Below are 16,870 nucleotides of genomic sequence, written 5' to 3'. Positions count from 1 at the left end.
GCCGACCAGCACCGACCGTGATCTACTTCCCGCCGTGACCAACCACTGCTGCGAGACCATGAGCCGCCAGGTGAACGCGGCCTGCGATCAGCACGCCGACCCATACTCCTGCCCCGACGCGCTGATCGAGTTCAGCGCCAAGTTCCAGGAGTACGGGCTGATCATCCACGACGGCGGCACCTCGAGCAGCAGCATCGGGTTCTGCCCCTGGTGTGGGCGGCGGTTGCCGGAGTCGCGGCGGGAGCGGTGGTTCGAGGAGTTGGAGCGGCGGGGGATCGAGCCGGGGGAGGGCGACGTTCCGGAGGAGTTCGAGGACGAGCGGTGGCTCGCGCTCCCACCAAGGTGAACCGGTTCAGCGGGCTTCCGCCGACACCGGCTGGAGGGCCTCCGCCACAGGCATCGGCCGGGGCTTGCGCGGGCCGAAGGTGCTCAGCCCCGCGCTGACCGCGAGTGCGACCACCGCCGCCGCCAGCGCCGCCCGCAGCCCCGTCAGGAAGTGGCCCGAGGACGCCTGCCCCACCAGCAGCCCCATCACCGCCACCCCGATGAGCCCGCCCAGCTGGCGTGAGGCGTTGAGGACGCCGGAGGCGATGCCCGCGTTGGCGGGGTCCACCGAGCCGAGCATGGCGTTGGTCATGGACGGTACGACCAGGCCGAGGCCGAACCCGGCGACCACGAACTGGGCGACCATCCGCGCGTACGAGTCCGAGCCGACGACCGGGATCGTGGCCAAGTAGCCGAGGGTGGCCAGGGTGTTGCCGGTGATCAGGACGGAACGGGCGCCGTACCGCTTGACCAGGGGGCCGCAGCACAGGTTGGCGATCATGATGGCGGCCGTCATGGGCAGGAACGCCAGGCCCGCGGTGATCGGCGAGTAGTCCCACACCTGCTGGAAGAACAGGCTGAAGACGAATATGAGGCCGTAGAACGCGAAGTTGAGCAGCGCGCCGATGAGCGAGGTCGCGGTGAAGGCGGGGCGGCGGAACAGGTGCAGCGGCAGCATCGGGTCGTGGGTGCGGCGCTCGGCGGCGAGGAAGCCGGTCAGGGCCAGGACACAGACGACCAGGCAGGTCAGCACGGTGGCCGAGGTCCAGCCCCGCGCGTTGGCCTCCACGATCGCCCCGGTCAGCGCGCCCAGTCCGACCACGGCGAGCAACTGGCCCGGCAGGTCCAGCGAGCGGGCCGCGGAGGCGTCACCGGCTGGCGCGGGGCGGGCGTAGGCCCGGACGAGGACGATGCCCAGGGCGGCGATCGGGATGTTGACGAAGAAGATCGAGCGCCAGCCCAGCGCGTCCACCAGCAGGCCGCCCACCACCGGGCCGAGGGCCAGGGCGAGGCCGCCCGCCGCCGCCCACAGGCTCACCGCGCGGGTGCGCTCGTGGGGGTCGGGGAAGTTGGTGTTCACGATCGACAGCGACGACGGCACGATCATCGCGGCGCCCACGCCCTGGAGGACCCGGGCCGCGATCAGAGCCACCAGGGTCGGCGCGGCGCCGCAGACCAGCGAGGTCGCGGCGAAGAGCGCGAAGCCCCAGATGTAGATCTGCCGGGGGTCGTAGCGGTCGCCCATCGCCCCCGCGGTCAGCAGGAAGGCCGCGAAGGTGAGGGTGTAGCCGTTGATCACCCACTCCAGGCCGGAGAGGCTGTCGCCGAACTCGGTGGCGAGCGCCTTGGTGGCGACATTCACGACACTCACGTCGAGGATGACGACGACGAAGCCGAGGCACGCGGCGAACAGGGTGAGTCCTGGCCGGGGCTGGTGCGGTTGGGTCCGGGGCACGGGTCTTCCTTCCGGGCGGGGGAGGGGAAGTGGGGGTGCGGGCGCAGGGCGGTATGCCGGTCGCTCCGGTAGACTGTTCGCTGCTGAACGAACAGTTGGAGTGTACGCAGATCATCGAACACTCTGCAATCCCGTACGCCCGGCGTGTGCGGAAGCGAGCGAGACGGAGCGATCAGGCATGGCGGCACAGACCCCTCGGCGGCAGGACGCGACGAGCCACCGCACCCCGCCCGTCCACACACCCCCGGACGAAGTCCCGCTGGAGACCGCCCTGCTCGCCCTCGCCGACCCCGTACGCCAGACCCTGGTACGGGAGTTGGCCGACGCCGGGGACTGGGAGCGGGCCTGCGGCAGCTTCGACGTACCGGTCACCAAGGCGACCCTGAGCCGCCACTTCACCGTGCTGCGCGAAGCGGGGCTCCTGGAGCAGCGGGACGCGGGGCCCAAGCGCCTCAACCGGCTCCGCAAGCCGGAGTTCGACGCCCAATTCCCCGGTCTGCTGGACCTGGTGCTCGGGCGCGGAGGCGCCGTCTAGAGGGTGCCCGGCTGATGCTCTCTATGTGTCCGAGGCCCCTCGCCGGGCCGAGGCGCCTTCGCCCGCCGTACGCGGGGCCGGGATCGCCGGGGACAGGCGGGCGTGCACGCGCGACCGGCGTTCGTCGGACTTCTCGCACAACTCCCGTACGGCCGAGGCGAATCGCTCGGGGGAGGGCGGTTCCTCCGGGCCGAGCAACCGCTCCTTGAGCTTGGCGCGGTCGGCCGCGTACCGGTCCTGGCGCGGGTCGCGCACCGAGTCCAGCAGGTACCGTACGGTCGCCGCGTCCGGGGTGAGTACGGTGCCTGCCGACACCGTGGGGAAGGCGGCCCGGAACTCCTCCTCGGGCAGCCCCGAGGTGTTGGCGACGGCGTACGGCTTCTCGCTGCTCAGCCAGTCCGAGACCACGCTGGAGACATCGCTGATCAGCAGGTCGGCCACGTTGAAGCAGGCGTACAGGGCCGGGCGGGGGCCGGTCACGATCAGGTGCTCCCACTCGGGGAACGACGCCCAGTACGCCTTCTCCCAGGCGGCCGTGGCCCGTGCGATCCGGGACTCCCGGTCGCCGTCGGGGGTGCCCTGGAGCATCATCCGCTCCAGTTCGTCCGCCGCGCCACGGAACACGATCGAGGTGAGGCCGTCCAACTCCACCGTGCGGCGCACCAGTTCGTCCTGAGCCTCTTGGGTGGGCCGGGGGCCGGAGCGCCTCGCGTTCGCCTCGCGGATCAGCGTCCTGATACGTGCGTCGGCCGCGCCCGCGCGCGGGTCCACCGAGCCGGTCATCGGGTGCGGCTTGTACAGCACGCGGACCAGCGGGTCGTTGAGCAGCTGCGCGACGATGTGCTCGCCCGCGAGGGCCACCGAGGTGTTGCCCGGGTTGCCGTCCCAGCCCTCCCAGGTCGGGGCGTACAGCACCGTCGTGTACGCGCCTTCCGGTGGCCCCGAGTACGCCTGAATCGCGGCTAGTTGAGGGCGGCCCACCTCCACCACATCCTTGTCCTCCACCCCGACGTCGGCGAGCGCGTACCGCTCGCGCGCCGCCGGTCCCGCCACCCACACCTCGTCGTACGCCTTGGCGTAGGGGTTGCAGGAGGACAGCTTGTCGCTCTCGCCGTGGTTGATGAACGCGTGCTTGATGGCGGGGATGCGCAACACCTGGGACGTCTTACCGGAGTTGGCCGGGTGCAGTATCGCCTTCAGCGTCGAGTTCTCCAGCGCGAACAGCGTGGCGACCTTGGGCAGGCAGAGGACGGGTACGTCCGTCGCGTCGATCTTCTGCACCATGAACCGCTCGCGCAGCACGATCAGCGGCCGCTCGAGACCGGCCAGCGTGGCGAGCCACATGTTGGCCTGGTAGGCGGAGGAGGCGCCGCCGGAGAAGTACATCGCCACGGTCGGCCGGTACTCGGCCAGCCAGTCGTCCAGCCACTCCATGACCCGCGCGTCACTCGCCGCACGCTTCTCCGGCAGCAGCCAGGTGGCCAGCCGGGCCACGCCCATGCCGATCAGGGTGAGGGAGGCGGCGAGGCCGATCGCTCCCCAACGGGCGTGCGCGGTAAGGGCGGTGACCAGGAGGCCCGCCGTGGCCGGGGCGGAGAACGCCAGCAGGCGGTGACCGGCCCGGCGGGCCAGGACGCACGGCGGCGCGACGGTCGGGTGCAGCGCGGAGACGTCGATGTTGCGCGTCACGACCGGCAGGGTCCGGGCGCGGCGCACCAGCAGGGAGACCGCCTGGCAGGCGAAGTGCAGGACGTAGAACACGCTCAGCGCGCCGAGCAGCGCGGGCGTCTCCCGCTCCGGGTCGATGCCGTCGATCCGCAGCAGCGCCACCATCAGCAGCATGTCGCGCAGCAACTGCCGTACGGTCACGTCCAGTCGGATGCGGCTCAGCGGGGACAGCAGCGCCGGGTACCGGTGCAGGAGGCAGGCGTCTAGCGCGAGACCGGCCGCGGCGGAGGCGACGAGGAGCGGGGCGTTCGGGAGCAGCGCGCCGGTCAGCTGCCCGGCGAACAGCACGAACAGCGTGGATATCGCGCACAGCGCGGGTAGCTGGGTCCAGATCCGGGGGAGGAGTCCGGCAAGGGGCACGGTGGGAGCTCCTGCTGTTCGTACGACGGGACACGCGGCACCGGAACGACCCCGGCCACCCGCGCCCGCCCCAGCCCCACGGACAGCCAACGACCGGCCTTACCCCCGGTCACGTCCCCCCGGGCGTTCGAATCCGCCCGCCCTTCCTGACCAGCGGGACCTCCGACCCGGCCCGCCCCGGCCCCGTGGCATCATCGGCCGGGGTTCCGGTGGAGAAAGGGTCGCGGAGGGTGATGGAACGGGTTCTGGGGGTGTCCGGCCGGGCCGGGGCGCTGCTCGACGGGGTCTCGCTGGAGATGACCGGCAAGGACGTGCCCCGACTGGAGGAGGCGCGCGGCGGCATCGCCCCGGGGACCCGGATCAACGTCACCTACCTCGCGGGCGAGGACCCCGGTATGCGGCTCGCGGCGGCGCGGGTGGTCAAGGGCTCCGGGTTCGTGCCGGTGCCGCACCTGTCGGCCCGGCGGCTGCCGTCCAGTGCGGAGCTGGAACGTTTCCTCGCCGGGCTCGCCGAGGCGGGCGCCGTGGAGAACGTGTTCGTGGTCGGCGGCGACCCCGCCCGCCCCGAGGGACCGTACGAGGACGCGCTGTCCGTGATCCGCGGCGGCCTGCTCCAGCGGTACGGGGTCCGGCACGTCGGCATCTGCGGCTACCCGGAGGGGCACCCGGCGATCGGCGACGACACGCTGTGGTCCGCGCTCACCGACAAGGCGGCCGCGCTCGAGGAGGCGGGGCTAGCGGGCGAGGTCATCACCCAGTTCGGCTTCGACGCCGACGCCGTCCTCAGCTGGCTGGAGGCCCTGCGCGGGCGCGGGACGCACCTCCCGGTGCGGGTCGGCGTACCCGGCCCGGCGGGGGTACGGCGGCTGCTCGGGTACGCGACCCGGTTCGGCGTCGGCACCGGGGCCACGGTCGCCCGGAAGTACGGGTTGTCGCTGACCAACCTCATGGGCACGGCGGGCCCGGACCGCTTCCTGGACGCCCTGGGCGGCGGCTACGACCCGGCCCGCCACGGCACCGTCAAGCTGCACTTCTACACCTTCGGCGGGCTCCGGCCGACCGCCGAGTGGATCACCCGGTACCGGGAGGGGCGGGGCTGATCCCGTCCGACGTGAATGTCGGAAACTCGCCAGCCTCCGGCGTCGCCCTGCCCCATGCTGGAGGCATGCGGAACGCGACCACCAGCACCCAGCCCCCCTCCTTCGGCCGGGAGCACCACGTGCACGCCGTCCAGTCCAAGGACGCCCGGTTCGACGGCTGGTTCTTCACCGCCGTGCTCACCACCCGCATCTACTGCCGCCCGAGCTGCCCCGCGGTTCCGCCGAAGCCCGAGAACATGACCTTCTACCCGAGCGCCGCCGCCTGCCAGCGCGCCGGGTTCCGCGCCTGCAAGCGGTGCCGCCCCGACGCCACCCCCGGCTCCCCGGAGTGGAACCACCGCGCCGACCTGGTGGCGCGCGCCATGCGGCTCATCGCGGACGGCGTCGTGGACCGCGAGGGTGTGCCCGGACTCGCCGCCCGGCTCGGCTACTCCGCCCGCCAGATAGAGCGCCAGCTCCTCGCCGAACTCGGCGCCGGACCCCTCTCGCTGGCCCGCGCCCAGCGCGCCCAGACCGCGCGGCTGCTGATCGAGACCACCGCGCTGCCCATGGCGGAGATCGCCTTCGCCGCCGGGTTCTCCTCCATCCGCACCTTCAACGACACCGTCCGCGAGGTCTTCGCCCTCGCCCCCACCGACCTGCGCGCCCGCGCACCCCGCGCCCAGGCGGCCGGGACCGCGGGCACGCTCACGCTCCGGCTGCCGTTCCGTGCCCCGCTGAACCCGAGCAACCTCTTCGGCCACCTCGCCGCCACCGCCGTACCCGGCGTGGAGGAGTGGCGGGACGGCGCCTACCGGCGCACGCTGCGGCTGCCGTACGGGCACGGCATCGTCGCCCTCACCCCCGAGGCCACCCACATCGGCTGCCGGATCAGCCTGAGCGACCTGCGGGACCTCACCGTCGCCATCAGCCGCTGCCGGAGGCTGCTCGACCTCGACGCCGACCCGGTCGCCGTGGACGAACGGCTGCGCGCCGACCCGCTGTTCGCCCCGCTGGTGGACGCCGGGCCGGGGCGCCGGGTGCCGCGCACGGTCGACGAGGCGGAGTTCGCCGTACGCGCGGTGCTCGGGCAGCAGGTGTCCACGGCCGCCGCCCGTACGCACGCGGCCCGGCTGGTCACCGCGCACGGCAAACCGCTGGACGACCCCGAGGGCGGGCTCACCCATCTCTTCCCCGACCCCGACGCGCTGGCCGGGGTTGACCCCGAGACGCTCGCCATGCCGCGCAGCCGCCGCGCCACCCTGATGACCCTCGTCGGCGCGCTCGCCGACGGCACCCTGAACCTGGGCGTCGAGACCGACCGGGCCGAGGCCCGCGCCCAGTTGCTGAGCCTGCCCGGCTTCGGCCCCTGGACCGCCGACGTCATCGCCATGCGCGCCCTGGGCGACCCCGACGCCTTCCTCCCCACCGACCTCGGCGTCCGGCGCGCCGCCGAGACCCTGGGCCTGCCCGCCACCCCGGCCGCGCTCACCGCCCGCGCCGAGGCATGGCGCCCTTGGCGGGCCTACGCCGTGCAGTACCTGTGGGCGACCGACAGCCACCCGATCAACTTCCTCCCGGCCTGAACCGGCTGAACCGCCCGCACCGCCCGCACCGCCCGCACCGCCCGCACCACCTGAACCGCCTCAGGGTGAACCAGTAAGGAATTCCCGTGCGACATCACACCGTGATCGACAGCCCCTACGGGCCGCTGACCCTCGTCGCGGACGCCGACGACGCCCTGTGCGGCCTGTACATGACCGACCAGCGGCACCGCCCGGCCGACGACACCTTCGGCCCGCGCGACGACAGCATCCGCGTCTTCGCCGAGACCCAGGAGCAGTTGGCGGCCTACTTCGCCGGTGAGATCCAGCGGTTCACCGTCCGGCTCGGCCTGCACGGCACCCCGTTCCAGCGCCGGGTCTGGGACCAGCTGAACGAGATCCCCTACGGGGAGACCCGGAGCTACGGCCAACTCGCCCTCGCCCTCGGCACCCCCGGCGCCTCCCGCGCGGTCGGCCTCGCCAACGGCCGCAACCCGGTCGGCATCATCGTCCCCTGCCATCGCGTCGTCGGCTCCGACGGCAGCCTCACCGGCTACGGCGGCGGCCTGGACCGCAAGCGACGGCTCCTGGCCTTCGAACGCGGCTCGGAGCGGGCCGAGGCGGGGGTGCTGTTCTAGGGCGTGCCAGGCGGCACTTCGCGGACTCGTCCTAGCCGTCGCCCACCGGGACGAGCGTCCGCAGCAGCTCCGGCAGCGCCGTGCCGATCGGCTCGCGCACCACCTCGTCCGCGAGGTCGTCGTATGGGGTCGGCTCGGCGTTGACGATGATCAGCCGGGCGCCGTGGTCCGCCGCGACCCCGGCCAGCCCGGCGGCGGGCTGCACCTGGAGGGTGCTGCCCACGGCCACGAACACCGAGCACGCCTTGCTGATCGCCAGCGCCTGGCCGAGGACCACCGGGTCGAGGTTCTCGCCGAACATCACGGTCGCCGACTTCAGGATGCCGCCGCACGTCAGGCACGGCGGGTCGTCCTCGCCCGCCTCCACGCGCGCGAGGGCGTCCGCCATCGGACCGCGTGCGTGGCACTTCGTGCAGACCACGCCCTGCGCGCTGCCGTGCAGCTCCAGCACCTTGCGCTCCGGCAGCCCGGCCCGCTGGTGCAGCCCGTCCACGTTCTGGGTGAGGACCCGTACGGGAACCCCCGAGCGCTCCAGCTCGGCCACCGCCCGATGCGCCGCGTTCGGCTCGTGGCGCAGGGCACGCTGGGAGCGCCGCAGCTGCCAGGACCGCCGACGGATCTCGGGGTCGCCCATGTAGTACCCGTAGGTGACGAGCTTCTCCGCCTCGGGGTCCCGGCGCCACAGCCCGTTCGGGCCCCGGTAGTCGGGGATGCCGGAGTCGGTGGAGATGCCCGCGCCGCTGAGCACGGCGACGAGAGGCTTGGTCATGGCGCCGAGGGTAGGCCGGGGCCGCCCCGCCCGGCCAACGAAATACCCCTCATCCCCCTACGGCCCACCGCAAGGCGGAAACGAGGGTCAGCAGCACGACCGGCACGGCGAACACCGCGACGAGCCAGCGGTGGTCGTCGTCCACGGAGGTCATACGCGCCCTTCGCCTCGTCCCGGACCCGTCAGACCGCCCGGTGCCCGTTCTCCAGTTCCGCGGGGCCGTCGCCCTCCTCCAGGGCGTCCAGGGCCGCGAGGACCCGGCGGCCCAGGGGCGGGGGGAGGTGGTCGGGGAGGTCGGTGCGGGGGACCATGCGCCAGGAGAGGAGCTCCTCCTCCTGGAGGCGGATGGCCTTGAGGTCGGCGTCGGTGAGGACGCCGCCGTCGTAGAGGTAGGCGACCAGCGGCATGTGGCCGGGGACCGGGACCCAGTCCACGGCCAGCAGGCGGCCCGGCGCGCGGTCCAGGCCGATCTCCTCCAGCGTCTCGCGGCGCGCGCCCAGCCGGGGCGTCTCGCCGTCGTCCGACTCGATCGTCCCGCCCGGCAGCCCCCAGCCCGGCCGGTAGTTCGGCTCGACGAGCAGCACCCGCCCCTCCGCGTCCCGGAACAGGGTCGCGGCGGCGGACAGGACGCGCGGCAGACCCGCGATGTACGTGGCGAAGTCGTCAGAGGCGGTCATCCAGGCAGGGTAACCAAGGCGGCAGGGTGAGGGACTCGTGGAGGCCGGTGTCGTGGGGTTCGGGCCGGTCAGGGGCGTGTTGGGGACGGGCCCTAGGGTGGCAGCCGCGCCCCCCGGAGGGCGGCGGACGAGCGGTGAGGGGACGTGGAGTGGTGGACGGTGTCGGCCGCGGGGTGCTCGTCGCCCCGGACAAGTTCAAGGGGTCGCTGACGGCCGCGGAGGTCGCCGCCCATGTGGCGGCCGGGCTGCGAAGGGCCGTACCGGACCTGGAGGTCGAGACGCTGCCCGTGGCGGACGGCGGGGACGGCACGGTGGACGCGGCCCTCGCGGCCGGGTTCGAGCGCCGGGAGGTACGGGTCGCCGGACCGCTCGGGCATCCGGTGACCGCCGCCTTCGCGGTACGCGGGGACACCGCGGTCGTGGAGATGGCCGAGGCGAGCGGACTGCGCCGCCTCCCGGCCGGGACCCTCGCCCCGCTCACCGCTTCCACCCACGGCTCCGGGGAGCTGCTGCGGGCCGCGCTGGACTCGGGCGCCCGGACGATCGTCCTCGGGGTCGGCGGGAGCGCCACGACGGACGGCGGCACCGGGATGCTCACGGCGCTCGGCGCGCGGTTCCTGGACGCGCGGGGCGAGCCGGTCGCGCCGGGCGGCGGAGGACTCGCCGACCTCGCCCATGCCGACCTGACGGGCCTCGACCCCCGGCTGGCCTCCGTCGACCTGGTCCTGGCGAGCGACGTGGACAACCCCCTCACCGGCCCGCAGGGCGCCGCCGCGGTCTACGGCCCGCAGAAGGGCGCCTCCCCGGCCGACGTGACCCTCCTGGACGCGGCCCTCACCCACCTCGCGGCCGTCCTGGCGCCCGGCCTCGCGGCGGCGCCCGGTGCGGGCGCGGCGGGCGGTGTCGGATACGCGGCGCTGCTGCTCGGCGCCCGCTTCCGGGCCGGGATCGAGGTCATGCTCGACGTCCTGGGCTTCGCCGAGGCCCTGGCCCGCGCCGACCTGGTCATCACGGGCGAGGGCGCCCTGGACGAACAGACCCTGCGCGGCAAGGCCCCCGCCGGGGTGGCCGCGGCGGCCCGTGCCGCGGGCAAGGAGGTCGTCGCGGTGTGCGGCCGCCTGACCCTGCCCCCCGAGACCCTGCACCGGGCCGGCATCACCGCGGCCTACCCCCTGACCGCCCTGGACCCCGACCCCGCCATCTGCATCGCCCAGGCGGGCCCCCTGCTGGAACGCCTGGCATCCCGGATCGCGGAGCAGCACCTGACCTGAGGCCGACTGCCTGGAACCGGACAGACCGAGGGCCCCGGACCAAAAGGTCCGGGGCCCTCGAGCCAAGCCGTCCGCCCTACGTCCGCCCTACGGCAGCTGCGCCGCGCGGGCCTCCCGGCGGTTGTCGCGGAAGTTGTTCACCCGGCGGGCCGTGGCGAACAGGGGGATCACCGCGCCCATCACCAGCTGGAGCGCGCAGCCCGTCTGGAGGAGGAGCTGTCCGCCCGGGGCGTCGAAGGCCCAGGCGGCCAGCAGACCCATCGAGAGGACGATCCAGCCGAGCACGGCACCGGCGGAGCGGCCGCGCGGCTTCGGGTACTCGACCCGGCTCACCATCAGCCAGGCCGTGCCCACGATGGCCAGCAGCGTGGCCGGGAACGGCAGCTCCAGCAGCACGATGGAGACGACCGTCAGCGCGCCGAACGGCGAGGGCATGCCCTGGAACATGCCGTCCTTCAGCGTCACGCAGGAGAACCGCGCGAGCCGCAGGACGACGGCGAGCAGCACCACGATCGCCCCGAGTGCCGCCACCCGCTGGTGCGCGTCGTCCGCGACCATGCCGTAGACCAGGACGAAGTACGCCGGGGCCAGGCCGAAGCTGATCAGGTCGGAGAGGTTGTCCAGCTCCGCGCCCATCGGGGAGGAGCGCAGCTTGCGCGCCACCAGCCCGTCGAACAGGTCGAAGACCGCCGCGCAGAGCATCAGGATGACCGCCGTGGCCGCGCTGTGGCGGGCCATGCCGGATTCCTGGCTGCCGGTGAGGTGCGGGATGAGGATGCCGGTGGTGGTGAAGTACACCGCCATGAAGCCGCAGGTCGCGTTGCCGAGCGTGAGCGTGTCCGCTATCGACAGGCGCATAGAGAGGGGCATCTCCTCCTCGTCGCCCGCCTCGTCGGCCTCGGGCACCCAGCCCGCCTGTGTCTCTGGATCAATCACGGTCAATGCGAGTCACCCCAGCCACGGTCTTCTGACCGACCTCGACGTCGACCTCCACGCCCTCCGGCAGGTAGAGGTCGACACGCGAGCCGAAGCGGATCAGGCCGATGCGGTCGCCCTGCTCGACCTTCGTGCCCTCAGGGATGTAGGGCACGATGCGACGGGCCACCGCGCCCGCGATCTGGATCATCTCGATGTCGCCGAGTTCGGTGTCGAAATGCCAGACTACGCGCTCGTTGTTCTCGCTCTCCTTGTTGAAAGCCGGAACAAAGCCGCCGGGGATGTGCTCGACCGACGTCACGGTGCCCGCGAGGGGCGCCCGGTTGACGTGGACATTGAGCGGGCTCATGAAGATGGCTACGCGGGTGCGGCCGTCCTTCCAGGGCATGATGCTCTGCACCACACCGTCGGCGGGCGAGATGACGCGGCCCGTGGCGATCTCGCGCTCGGGGTCGCGGAAGAACCACAGCATGCCCGCCGCGAGAGCGGTGGCGGGCACGGCGACGGCCTTGGCGACGCCCGAGCGGCGGGAGCGCGCCAGGCTGAGGGCTGCGGTGGCGACGGTCGGGAGGAGCCACGGCGATGCTCCGCGCGCGAGGCGTACGCCGCCGGCTCGGCTGTCGCTGGGTGCAGAGGTTTGGCTGTGGGGCATGGATGACCTTCGTAGCGGATGATGCCGCGCAATGACGGGGGACGGCGGCTTTCCGGGGATCGTACCGGGCGCGGGGCGCAACTGGGCAAGCCAGGAAGCCGAGTCGGCGGCCGAAGAGCGTCGACGGGGTGTGATCTTCTTCTCGGAGAAAACACCCCGTCTCGGGACAATCAGCCCTGGAATCGATACTCTTCGAGCAGTCGGCGGCCGATGATCATTTTCTGGATCTCGGCGGTACCCTCGCCGATCAGCAGCATCGGCGCCTCGCGGTACAGGCGCTCGATCTCGTACTCCTTGGAGAAGCCGTAGCCGCCGTGGATGCGGAAGGCGTCCTCGACGACCTCCTTGCAGTACTCGGAGGCCAGGTACTTGGCCATTCCGGCCTCCAGGTCGTTTCGCTCCCCGGAGTCCTTTTTGCGCGCGGCGTTCACCATCATCGCATGCGCGGCCTCGACCTTGGTCGCCATCTCGGCCAGCTTGAACTGGATGGCCTGGTGCTGGGCGATCTGCTTGCCGAAGGTGTGCCGCTGCTGCGCGTACTGGACGCCCAGCTCGAAGGCGCGCTGGGCGACACCGCAGCCACGGGCCGCGACGTTGACGCGGCCGACCTCGACGCCGTCCATCATTTGGTAAAAACCCCGGCCCGTGACGCCGCCGAGCACCCGGTCCGCGGGCACCCGCAGACCGTCCATGATCAGCTCGGTGGTGTCGACGCCCTTGTACCCCATCTTGTCGATCTTGCCGGGGATGGTGAGACCGGGCCGGACCTCGCCGAAGCCGGGCTCCTTCTCCACCAGGAAGGTCGTCATGGACTTGTGGGGCGCGGTGCCCTCGGGGTGTCCTTCGTCACTGCGGACCAGAACGGCCACCAGCGAGGACGTGCCGCCGTTCGTCAGCCACATCTTCTGGCCGTTCAGGACGTATTCCTCGCCGTCCTTCACCGCCTTCGACGTGATGGCCGACACGTCCGAGCCGAGCGCGGGCTCCGACATCGAGAACGCGCCCCGGATGTCGCCCGCCGCCATGCGCGGCAGGAAGTGGTCCTTCTGCTCCTGCGTGCCGTGCTGCTTGAGCATGTACGCCACGATGAAGTGCGTGTTGATGATGCCGGAGACCGACATCCAGCCGCGGGCGATCTCCTCCACGCACAGCGCGTAGGTGAGCAGCGACTCGCCCAGGCCCCCGTACTCCTCGGGGATCATCAGTCCGAAGAGGCCCAGTTCCTTCAGGCCGTCCACGATCTGTTGCGGGTACTCGTCGCGGTGCTCCAGCTCGGTGGCGACCGGGATGATCTCCTTGTCCACGAAGTCGCGGACGGTGGAGAGGATCTCCTGCTGGATGTCCGTCAGACCGGCGGTCCGGGCGAGGCGCGCCATCTACTTCACCTGCTCCTTGAGCTCCGGGCGGCCCGGCTGCTCGCCGCCCCGCTCCTTGATGTACGTCTCGGTCGGCACCATGACCTTGCGGCGGAAGACGCACACCAGGGTGCCGTCCTGCTTGTAGCCCTTGGTCTCGACGTGCACGATCCCGCGGTCGTTCTTCGACTTCGACGGCCACTTGTCGAGCACGGTCGTCTCGCCGTAGATCGTGTCGCCGTGGAAGGTCGGCGCCACGTGCTTCAGCGACTCGATCTCCAGGTTGGCGATCGCCTTGCCGGACACGTCCGGCACCGACATGCCGAGCAGCAGCGAGTAGATGTAGTTGCCGACCACCACGTTCTTGCCGAAGTCGGTCGTGCTCTCGGCGTAGTTGGCGTCCATGTGGAGCGGGTGGTGGTTCATGGTGAGGAGGCAGAAGAGGTGGTCGTCGTACTCGGTGACCGTCTTGCCGGGCCAGTGCTTGTAGACCGCCCCGACCTCGAACTCCTCGTAGGTGCGCCCGAACTGCATGCTCACGCCTCCGGAATCTCGAACTTGGTCGTCCGCCGCATCCCGGCCGCGCGGCCCTTGCCCGCGATGACCAGGGCCATCTTGCGGCTGGCCTCGTCGATCATCTCGTCGCCGAGCATCGCCGAACCCTTCTTGCCGCCCGCCTCGGAGGTGCAGTACTCGTAGGCGTCGAGGATCAGCTCGGCGTGGTCGTAGTCCTCCTGCGAGGGCGAGAAGACCTCGTTGGCCGCCTCCACCTGGCCGGGGTGCAGCACCCACTTGCCGTCGAAGCCGAGCGCGGCGGCGCGGCCGGCGACCTCGCGGAAGCCGTCGACGTTCTTGATCTGGAGGTAGGGGCCGTCGATCGCCTGGAGGTCGTTGGCGCGGGCGGCCATCAGGATCTTCATCAGGATGTAGTGGTAGGCGTCCGCCGGGTAGCCGGGCGGCTGCTCGCCCACGACCAGCGACTTCATGTTGATGGACGCCATGAAGTCGGCCGGGCCGAAGATGATCGTCTCGATGCGCGGGGACGCCTGCGCGATCTCGTTGACGTTGTTCAGGCCCTGCGCGTTCTCGATCTGGGCCTCGATGCCGATCCGGCCGACCTCGAAGCCCATCGTCTTCTCGATCTGCGTCAGCAGCAGGTCCAGGGCGACGATCTGCTGGGCGTTCTGCACCTTGGGCAGCATGATGCAGTCCAGGTTGGGACCGGCGCCCTCGACCACCGTCACGACGTCGCGGTACGTCCACTCGGTCGTCCAGTCGTTCACCCGCACGACCCGCGTCTTGCCCGTCCAGTCGCCCTCGTTGAGGAACTTGACGATGGTGTGCCGCGCCTCCGGCTTGGCGAGCGGCGCGCACGCGTCCTCCAGGTCCAGGAAGACCTGGTCGGCGGGCAGCCCCTGCGCCTTCTCCAGGAAGCGCGGGTTGCTCCCCGGCACCGCCAGACAGGAGCGGCGCGGACGCAGACGGTTGACAGTCATGCGGGGACCTCCAGGGGGTCGAGCTTGTTCGCTGTGCGGATCTCGTCGACGATACGGCCGATGATTCCGGTGATGTCGAAGTCCTTCGGGGTGAACACGGCCGCGACACCGGCCGACTTCAGCAGTTCGGCGTCCGCGTTCGGGATGATCCCGCCCGCGATGACCGGGATGTCGTGCGCTCCGGCCTCGCGCAGCCGGTCCAGCACGTCCGGCACCAGCTGGGCGTGCGAGCCGGACAGGATGGACAGGCCGACCGCGTGCACGTCCTCCGCGAGGGCCGCGTCCACGATCTGCTCCGGGGTCAGCCGGATGCCCTGGTAGACCACCTCGAACCCGGCGTCACGGGCGCGTACGGCGATCTGCTCGGCGCCGTTGGAGTGCCCGTCCAGGCCCGGCTTGCCGACCAGGAAGCGCAGCTTGCCCACGCCCAGGTCACGGGCGGTGGCGTCCACCCGGGCCCGCACCCCGGCCATCGCGGAGCCCGCCTCGGCGGGGACCGCCACGGGGGCGGAGGAGACGCCGGTGGGCGCCCGGTACTCGCCGAACACCTCGCGCAGCGCCCCCGCCCACTCGCCGGTCGTGACACCGGCGCGGGCGCACTCCAGGGTGGCCTCCATGAGGTTGGCGGTGCCCTTCGCGGCCTCCTTCAGCTTCTCCAGCGCCTTGCAGGGGCGCGGGTGGTTGAAGGGCGGCTGGTAGCGGGTGTCCCGCCAGGTGCCCAGGGCCTTGATCACCCGGTTCTCGACGGCCGGGTCGACCGTCTGGATCGCGGTGTCCAGGTCGGCGGTGAGCGGGTTGGGTTCGGTGGTCTCGAAGATGTTGACGCCGATGATCTTCTCGTCGCCGGACTCGATCCGCGCCCGCCGCTCGGCGTGCGAGGCCACCAACTGGGCCTTCAGGTAACCCGATTCGACGGCGGCCATCGCGCCGCCCATCTCCTCGATCCGGGCCATCTCCGCGAAGGAGTCGTCGACCAGGGAGGCCACCTTCTCCTCGATGACGTGCGACCCGGCGAAGATGTCCTCGTACTCCAGCAGATCGCTCTCGTGCGCCAGCACCTGCTGGATGCGCAGCGACCACTGCTGGTCCCAGGGGCGGGGCAGGCCCAGCGCCTCGTTCCAGGCGGGCAGCTGCACGGCACGCGCGCGGGCGTCCTTCGACAGCGTGACGGCCAGCATCTCCAGCACGATCCGCTGGACGTTGTTCTCCGGCTGCGCCTCGGTCAGGCCGAGCGAGTTGACCTGGACGCCGTAGCGGAACCGGCGCTGCTTGGGGTTCTCGATGCCGTAGCGCTCACGGGTGACCTGGTCCCAGATGCGGCCGAACGCCCGCATCTTGCACATCTCCTCGACGAAGCGGACGCCCGCGTTGACGAAGAAGGAGATCCGGGCCACCACGTCGCCCATGCGCTCCTGCGGCACCTGGCCGGAGTCGCGCACGGCGTCGAGCACCGCGATCGCGGTGGACATGGCGTACGCGATCTCCTGGACCGGCGTGGCCCCGGCCTCCTGCAGGTGGTAGCTGCAGATGTTGATCGGGTTCCACTTGGGGATGTGGGAGACCGTGTACGCGATCATGTCGGTCGTCAGCCGGAGCGAGGGTCCCGGCGGGAAGACGTGCGTCCCGCGCGAGAGGTACTCCTTGACGATGTCGTTCTGGGTCGTGCCCTGGAGCCGGGTGATGTCCACACCCTGCTCCTCGGCGACGACCTGGTAGAGCGCCAGCATCCACATGGCGGTCGCGTTGATCGTCATCGAGGTGTTCATCTGGTCCAGCGGGATGTCCTGGAACAGCCTGCGCATGTCACCCAGATGCGAGACGGGCACGCCGACCCGGCCGACCTCGCCGCGGGCGAGGATGTGGTCGGCGTCGTAGCCGGTCTGGGTGGGCAGGTCGAACGCCACCGACAGACCGGTCTGGCCCTTGGCGAGGTTGCGCCGGTACAGCTCGTTGGACGCCTCCGCCGTCGAGTGCCCGGCGTAGGTCCGCATGAGCCACGGACGGTCCTTCTGACGCGCCTGCGGCGCCTGACGCTCTGTCACGGTTCGCT

At 71.7% G+C, this 16,870-nt stretch carries 16 protein-coding genes; 6 read left to right on the top strand and 10 right to left on the bottom strand.

Features of this window, described 5'->3' with window-relative positions; all coding sequences use genetic code 11:
* Positions 1-34: 34 nt before the first annotated feature.
* Entirely contained in the window at positions 35-346 is a 312-nt protein-coding gene (locus tag ACI2LY_RS06040) for a DUF6980 family protein (RefSeq protein WP_404706081.1), read from the top strand.
* A gap of 6 nt (positions 347-352) precedes the next feature.
* On the opposite strand, the gene ACI2LY_RS06035 is transcribed toward ACI2LY_RS06040, so the two are convergent.
* Entirely contained in the window at positions 353-1,780 is a 1,428-nt protein-coding gene (locus ACI2LY_RS06035; RefSeq protein WP_404706080.1) for an MFS transporter, read from the bottom strand.
* A gap of 178 nt (positions 1,781-1,958) precedes the next feature.
* On the opposite strand from ACI2LY_RS06035, the gene ACI2LY_RS06030 reads away from it, so the two are divergent.
* On the top strand, positions 1,959-2,315 hold the full coding sequence (locus ACI2LY_RS06030) for an ArsR/SmtB family transcription factor (RefSeq protein ID WP_404706079.1): 357 nt from the start codon (positions 1,959-1,961) through the stop codon (positions 2,313-2,315).
* A gap of 21 nt (positions 2,316-2,336) precedes the next feature.
* On the opposite strand, the gene ACI2LY_RS06025 is transcribed toward ACI2LY_RS06030, so the two are convergent.
* A complete protein-coding gene (locus tag ACI2LY_RS06025) occupies positions 2,337-4,403 on the bottom strand; it encodes a hypothetical protein (RefSeq protein ID WP_404706078.1) in 2,067 nt (688 codons plus the stop codon).
* A gap of 233 nt (positions 4,404-4,636) precedes the next feature.
* Between ACI2LY_RS06025 and ACI2LY_RS06020 the strand changes: the two genes are divergently transcribed.
* The 3 genes from ACI2LY_RS06020 to ACI2LY_RS06010 all read left to right on the top strand — a co-directional run bounded on the left by ACI2LY_RS06020 (position 4,637) and on the right by ACI2LY_RS06010 (position 7,664).
* Positions 4,637-5,503, top strand: coding sequence for a methylenetetrahydrofolate reductase (locus ACI2LY_RS06020; RefSeq protein WP_404706077.1), 867 nt, complete (start codon positions 4,637-4,639; stop codon positions 5,501-5,503).
* Positions 5,504-5,568: 65 nt separating this feature from the next.
* On the top strand, positions 5,569-7,068 hold the full coding sequence (locus ACI2LY_RS06015; protein WP_404706076.1) for a DNA-3-methyladenine glycosylase 2 family protein: 1,500 nt from the start codon (positions 5,569-5,571) through the stop codon (positions 7,066-7,068).
* An 86-nt stretch (positions 7,069-7,154) separates the two neighbouring features.
* Complete coding sequence (locus ACI2LY_RS06010) at positions 7,155-7,664, top strand: methylated-DNA--[protein]-cysteine S-methyltransferase (protein WP_404706075.1); 510 nt, start codon at positions 7,155-7,157, stop codon at positions 7,662-7,664.
* A 31-nt stretch (positions 7,665-7,695) separates the two neighbouring features.
* Here ACI2LY_RS06010 and ACI2LY_RS06005 read toward each other — a convergent pair whose 3' ends face one another.
* Complete coding sequence (locus ACI2LY_RS06005; RefSeq protein ID WP_404706074.1) at positions 7,696-8,433, bottom strand: SIR2 family NAD-dependent protein deacylase; 738 nt, start codon at positions 8,431-8,433, stop codon at positions 7,696-7,698.
* Between the two features lie 182 nt (positions 8,434-8,615).
* Positions 8,616-9,110, bottom strand: coding sequence for an NUDIX domain-containing protein (locus ACI2LY_RS06000; RefSeq protein WP_404706073.1), 495 nt, complete (start codon positions 9,108-9,110; stop codon positions 8,616-8,618).
* Positions 9,111-9,262: 152 nt separating this feature from the next.
* Here ACI2LY_RS06000 and ACI2LY_RS05995 point away from each other — a divergent pair, with 152 nt between their 5' ends.
* Positions 9,263-10,381: a glycerate kinase gene (locus ACI2LY_RS05995; RefSeq protein ID WP_404706072.1), complete on the top strand. Its 1,119-nt coding sequence runs from the start codon at positions 9,263-9,265 to the stop codon at positions 10,379-10,381.
* A gap of 87 nt (positions 10,382-10,468) precedes the next feature.
* Here ACI2LY_RS05995 and pssA read toward each other — a convergent pair whose 3' ends face one another.
* From pssA to ACI2LY_RS05965, 6 genes are all read right to left on the bottom strand, one after another.
* Positions 10,469-11,323, bottom strand: coding sequence for a CDP-diacylglycerol--serine O-phosphatidyltransferase (pssA, locus tag ACI2LY_RS05990; protein WP_389002163.1), 855 nt, complete (start codon positions 11,321-11,323; stop codon positions 10,469-10,471).
* A complete protein-coding gene (locus ACI2LY_RS05985; RefSeq protein ID WP_404706071.1) occupies positions 11,310-11,969 on the bottom strand; it encodes a phosphatidylserine decarboxylase in 660 nt (219 codons plus the stop codon). The genes pssA and ACI2LY_RS05985 overlap by 14 nt, the downstream gene beginning before the upstream one ends.
* 170 nt (positions 11,970-12,139) lie before the next feature.
* A complete protein-coding gene (locus tag ACI2LY_RS05980; protein WP_404706070.1) occupies positions 12,140-13,345 on the bottom strand; it encodes an acyl-CoA dehydrogenase family protein in 1,206 nt (401 codons plus the stop codon).
* Complete coding sequence (locus ACI2LY_RS05975) at positions 13,346-13,858, bottom strand: MaoC family dehydratase (protein WP_030809541.1); 513 nt, start codon at positions 13,856-13,858, stop codon at positions 13,346-13,348.
* 2 nt (positions 13,859-13,860) lie between these two features.
* A complete protein-coding gene (locus ACI2LY_RS05970) occupies positions 13,861-14,820 on the bottom strand; it encodes an HpcH/HpaI aldolase/citrate lyase family protein (RefSeq protein WP_404706069.1) in 960 nt (319 codons plus the stop codon).
* Complete coding sequence (locus tag ACI2LY_RS05965; RefSeq protein ID WP_404706068.1) at positions 14,817-16,862, bottom strand: protein meaA; 2,046 nt, start codon at positions 16,860-16,862, stop codon at positions 14,817-14,819. The genes ACI2LY_RS05970 and ACI2LY_RS05965 overlap by 4 nt, the downstream gene beginning before the upstream one ends.
* Between the last annotated feature and the right edge of the window lie 8 nt (positions 16,863-16,870).

The sequence above is a fragment of the Streptomyces sp. NPDC002176 genome, assembly GCF_044903645.1.
Classification (GTDB): domain Bacteria; phylum Actinomycetota; class Actinomycetes; order Streptomycetales; family Streptomycetaceae; genus Streptomyces.
The sequence above is the reverse complement of the archived record's forward strand: the minus strand, read 5'-3'. Positions and strand labels throughout refer to the sequence as shown.

Coding starts and splice junctions, on each gene's coding strand:
- ACI2LY_RS06005 (WP_404706074.1), bottom strand. CDS start 8,433: ATGACCAAGCCTCTCGTCGCCGTGCTCAGCGGCGCGGGCATCTCCACC.
- ACI2LY_RS05975 (WP_030809541.1), bottom strand. CDS start 13,858: ATGCAGTTCGGGCGCACCTACGAGGAGTTCGAGGTCGGGGCGGTCTAC.
- ACI2LY_RS06030 (WP_404706079.1), top strand. CDS start 1,959: ATGGCGGCACAGACCCCTCGGCGGCAGGACGCGACGAGCCACCGCACC.
- ACI2LY_RS06020 (WP_404706077.1), top strand. CDS start 4,637: ATGGAACGGGTTCTGGGGGTGTCCGGCCGGGCCGGGGCGCTGCTCGAC.
- ACI2LY_RS05985 (WP_404706071.1), bottom strand. CDS start 11,969: ATGCCCCACAGCCAAACCTCTGCACCCAGCGACAGCCGAGCCGGCGGC.
- ACI2LY_RS06015 (WP_404706076.1), top strand. CDS start 5,569: ATGCGGAACGCGACCACCAGCACCCAGCCCCCCTCCTTCGGCCGGGAG.
- ACI2LY_RS05980 (WP_404706070.1), bottom strand. CDS start 13,345: ATGGCGCGCCTCGCCCGGACCGCCGGTCTGACGGACATCCAGCAGGAG.
- ACI2LY_RS06000 (WP_404706073.1), bottom strand. CDS start 9,110: ATGACCGCCTCTGACGACTTCGCCACGTACATCGCGGGTCTGCCGCGC.
- ACI2LY_RS05970 (WP_404706069.1), bottom strand. CDS start 14,820: ATGACTGTCAACCGTCTGCGTCCGCGCCGCTCCTGTCTGGCGGTGCCG.